Source organism: Microbacterium sp. Bi128 (assembly GCF_918698205.1).
On sequence record NZ_CAKKMM010000873.1, the window covers coordinates 1 to 2,146 of the forward strand.

At 65.8% G+C, this 2,146-nt stretch carries 3 protein-coding genes, 1 tRNA gene and 1 pseudogene; 4 read left to right on the forward strand and 1 reads right to left on the reverse strand.

Annotation, left to right across the window (positions count from 1 at the left end):
• Positions 1 to 196 (forward strand): hypothetical protein (locus LQV45_RS27465; protein ID WP_230009994.1); only part of this gene is annotated, 196 nt, incomplete at its 5' end.
• A gap of 89 nt (positions 197 to 285) precedes the next feature.
• On the opposite strand, the gene LQV45_RS27470 is transcribed toward LQV45_RS27465, so the two are convergent.
• On the reverse strand, positions 286 to 768 hold the full coding sequence (locus LQV45_RS27470) for a MarR family transcriptional regulator (protein WP_043433894.1): 483 nt from the start codon (positions 766 to 768) through the stop codon (positions 286 to 288).
• 109 nt (positions 769 to 877) lie between these two features.
• On the opposite strand from LQV45_RS27470, the gene bcp reads away from it, so the two are divergent.
• From bcp to LQV45_RS27485, 3 genes and pseudogenes are all read left to right on the forward strand, one after another.
• Positions 878 to 1,351: a thioredoxin-dependent thiol peroxidase gene (gene bcp / locus LQV45_RS27475; protein ID WP_230010000.1), complete on the forward strand. Its 474-nt coding sequence runs from the start codon at positions 878 to 880 to the stop codon at positions 1,349 to 1,351.
• Between the two features lie 118 nt (positions 1,352 to 1,469).
• Positions 1,470 to 1,551, forward strand: a tRNA-Leu gene (locus LQV45_RS27480).
• Between the two features lie 237 nt (positions 1,552 to 1,788).
• Positions 1,789 to 2,146 (forward strand): annotated as a pseudogene (locus LQV45_RS27485) (fasciclin domain-containing protein); the annotation flags it as partial.

The window sequence follows — 2,146 nt, forward strand, 5'->3', positions numbered from 1 at the left end:
CGGGGAGAACCGGTGGCATGACAACGCCGACGGATGGGGTTGGCGCGACGATCATGGCAATTGGCGTGACGACAACGACCACCGCGGCTCATGGACGGGCCGGGACGGCTGCCGGCATGACAAGGACGGGTTCTGGGACCATCACGGAAACCGGCACGACAATAAGAAACACAACCACCACAGGAACACCTGGTGACCGGTCACCACTGAAGGCCTCGAGAACGGAACTGATTGGGACGGCGGGAAACCCTGCCGTCCCGTTCCCGTTCCCCCTCAGCAGCGTGGCTAATTCAGCGGGGTGGCCCCGGCAATGGCGCCCGGCTCGGCAGCCGTGACGATGGCATTGGCCTCCGGCGAGGAAGACTTGGTTGCCAGCACCCTGACCACGGCCTGGAGCTCCTGCCGCAGCACGTCGGGGTCAATGGGCGTGGCGGCGAGCACGGAACGTTCCATGTCGGCGGCCGCGGCAACCGCCTCGCGCCCCTGGTCAGTCAGCGACACCACATGGCTGCGCCGGTCGGAGGTGCTGCGGTGCCGCGAAATGTGGCCGTGCGCTTCCAGCCGGCTCAGTGTCTTGCCCATCGTCTGGGCCTGGACCCGGACGAGCTGGGCCAATTGGGCTTGCGTCATCGGCCCATTCGCCGAGAGCACCTCCATGGCGATCACCCCGGCATGGGTCAGGCCAATGGCCCCCAATTTTTCGTTCCAGGAGTGTTCTACAAGACGTGCTGCCGTGGACAATAGGCGGCCCGTGGGCCAGCGATCCATATCAGGCATACCCAAGAGTATAGCGAGCAGCGGATTCGTCCGGCGCCGATCGCGTCACTACGCTGGATTATCACCCCGCTTCATGACCAACCTCACCAAGGAGACACCCGTGTCCGAGCGACTCACCGCCGGTGCCACAGCACCGGACTTCACCCTCAAGAACGCCGAAGGACTGGACGTCAGCCTGCGGGATTTCCGGGGCCGGAAGACCGTGCTCTACTTCTACCCGGCAGCCGCCACGCCGGGATGCACCAAGGAGGCCTGCGATTTCCGGGATTCCCTCGGCGCGCTTCAGGCCGCAGGTTATGACGTCGTGGGCATCTCCCCCGACCCCGTCGGGAAGCTTGCCGCGTTCGCGGCCGCCGAGGGGCTGAACTTCCCGCTGCTCTCCGACGAGGACCACTCCGTCGCCGAGGCCTACGCGGCCTGGGGCGAAAAGAAAAACTACGGCAAGACCTACCAGGGCCTGATCCGCTCGACCATCGTCGTCGACGCCGACGGCCGGGTTGCCGTCGCACAGTACAACGTCCGGGCCACCGGGCATGTCGCCAAACTTCGCCGGGACCTGAAACTCGACGCCTAGTCCCCGGTCTCCGGTCCGTCCGCCCGCGGCAGCCGTTGCAACCAGCAAACCGGCAATAGGTACAATGGAGCCTGGCGTCCGCCGCCGGGGTTCTTTCCCGGGACGACGACGGCGCCGCGCGCGAGTGGTGAAATTGGCAGACACGCAGGATTTAGGTTCCTGTGCCTTCGGGCGTGGGGGTTCAAGTCCCCCCTTGCGCACAGAGAGAACCCCGGTCTTCGGACCGGGGTTCTTGTGGTTTCCGGCGCGGTTCCGGGATTTTTCAGGAGTTTTGACGCCGCGAAAAAGAATTTCACATCCGCACCCATCCGTTTCCTCCGAGCAGCCGAATACCCATTGAGACACCAACCAAGGGTCGGTGCCCAACAGTCGGGAAAGGGCCGCAGCGGCAAAAATTCGCCGCCGGCAAACATCGGCACAACAAAGGAGAAACCGAAATGCAGAACATCAAGCGCACCACGTTCGCCGTTGCAGGTATCGCAGCTGCCGCCATGCTCAGCCTCACTGCCTGTGGCGGAACCAGCGCCTCGTCGGCCCCCGCCTCCTCGGCCCCGTCCTCCGCACCGGCGGAATCCAGCATGGCCTCCCCCTCCACGAGCGCCTCCGCCGCGGCCATGGATCCGGCCGCCAACCTCGTCGGCTCCGGCTGCGCCGCCTACGCCGCCCAGGTTCCCAGCGGTGCCGGCTCCGTCTCCGGCATGGCGCTTGACCCGGTAGCCACCGCGGCGTCCAACAACCCGATCCTCACCACCCTGACCGCCGCCGTGTCCGGCAAGCTCAACCCCAAGGTCAACC